1 pseudogene is annotated in these 2201 nt (G+C 42.1%); it reads left to right on the plus strand.

Going from position 1 to position 2201, the window contains the following annotated elements:
* Positions 1–394 precede the first annotated feature (394 nt).
* A pseudogene (locus AC1DDX_RS15015) lies at positions 395–2201 on the plus strand (PVC-type heme-binding CxxCH protein); the annotation flags it as partial.

The following is a 2201-nucleotide window of genomic DNA, read 5'->3' on the forward strand; positions in this document are numbered from 1 at the left end:
GGCTATGAAAGAGATTGCGGCGAACAATAATGTACGCTTTGTTGATGTTTATTCGCCTACAAAAAAATGGTTTGAAACTACCGAAAAATACCTGACTATAGATGGATCACAACTTAGTGACACCGCCTATGCACGTTTCGCTCCTTTATTAGCTAATCAGATTTTTGGTGAAATGGCAGCAAAAGCTGAAGAAAACAGGGCCCTTGTTCATGCAGCTGTATTAGAGAAAAACTGGACATGGCACAATGATTTTAAAATTCCAAATGGCGTACATGCGTATGGGCGCAGATACGATCCTTTTGGGCCTGATAATTATCCTGCAGAGATTAAAAGACTCCGCGAAATGACAGCAATAAGGGATACAGCAATTTGGAAAGCCGTAAAGGGTGAAAAAATGGATCTGGTTGCTGCGGATAAGAATACAACCCCTCCTCCTGTAGTAAAAACAAATTATAATGCTGAAAGAAATGGGAGCTTGAAGTACTTATCTGGTGAGGAAGCGTTAGCAAAACTAAAAGTGGCTCCAGGTTTTAAAATAGAACTGTTTGCCTCAGAAAAAGAATTTCCGGATTTGGCTAAACCTTGCCAGATCACTTTTGATAATAAAGGCAGATTATGGGTGGCAACCATGCCTAGTTACCCGCATTACAAACCTGGGGATGCTAAGCCTAATGATAAGTTGATTATTTTAGAAGATACAAATAATGATGGAAAAGCCGATAAACAGACCGTTTTTGCGGATGGACTACATCTTCCGTTAGGTTTTGAAATCACTGCCGAAGGGGTTTACCTTTCGCAAGGAACAAACTTTGTGCTTTTAAAAGATACTGATGGCGACGGCAAAGCAGACAAAAAAGAAATTCTGTTGAGCGGTTTTGATGATCATGATACCCATCACAATATACACGCCTTTACTACCGACCCTTCAGGAGCTATATATATGGGCGAGGGTGTGTTTTTGCACACAAACGTAGAAACATCTTACGGGCCTGTTAGAGCTACCAATGGTGGCTTCTATCGCTACAGTCCGCAATTGCATAAGTTAGAACGCACTGCCCAACCATATGTACCTAATCCCTGGGGTATTGCCTTTGATCAATGGGGACAGAATTTTTATGCAGAAACATCGAGCCCAGACGTATGCTGGATGTTGCCAGTTTCGGTAAAACCAAGATATGGAGTGTTTACTGAGAAATCCAGAGATTTATTACAACCGGAACATCGTGTTCGTCCTACCTCTGGTTTGGAGTTTGTTTCAAGTCGGCACTTCCCTGATGAACTGCAAGGAGATTTTTTAATAAATAATACGATCGGTTTCTTAGGTACTAAAGAACATACTCTTGTTGACGATGGAACGGGATATAAAAGCAGACACAGACAGGATTTACTAATAGCAGAAGACAAAAATTTTAGGCCGGTAGATATGGAGTTTGCGCCTGATGGTTCTTTATACGTTGCCGATTGGCACAACATCTTAATCGGACACATGCAACACAATGCCCGGGATCCGTTAAGAGACCATGTACATGGTCGAATTTACAGAATCACCTACCCTTCTCGTCCGCTAGTAAAACCAGTAAAAATTGCAGATGCAAGCATTCCGGAGCTTTTGGAGAACCTGAAGTTACCAGAAGACAGAACACGATCACGTACACGATCTGAGTTGCGCGGACGTAAAGTTTCTGACGTGCTTATTGAGGTGAAAACATGGGTGGCTAAATTGGATAAAAATGATCCTAGATATGAGCACAACCTTTTGGAGGCACTTTGGGTAACCTGGGGGTTAAATAAAGTAGACGATCAGTTACTTAGACAGTTGCTAAAAGCAAAGGATTTCCATGCAAGGGCAGCTGCGGTAAGAGTGTTAAGATACACAGGACATCAGATAGCTGATCAGCCGGAATTGTTAATGCAGTCTGCGGCCGATGAAAACGGCAGGGTTCGACTTGAAGTGATTGCTGCCGCATCTTGGTTACCTAAAGATAAAGCATTACCTATAGAGCTGGAAGTTAGCAAAAAACCCCTTGATGATTGGATGAGAGCACCTTATGAAACTGCTATAGCTCACTTAAACGGAAGATCTGTAACAGAGAAAAAAGGAGAAAAGCTGACCACAGCTTTGAGTGGCGAAGAGCGCAAGCTCTTTGTAAAAGGACGAGCAATATTTGCTAAAGAAGGTTTTTGCATTACCTGCCATCAGG

This window comes from Pedobacter sp. 10L46_2, from assembly GCF_056395165.1.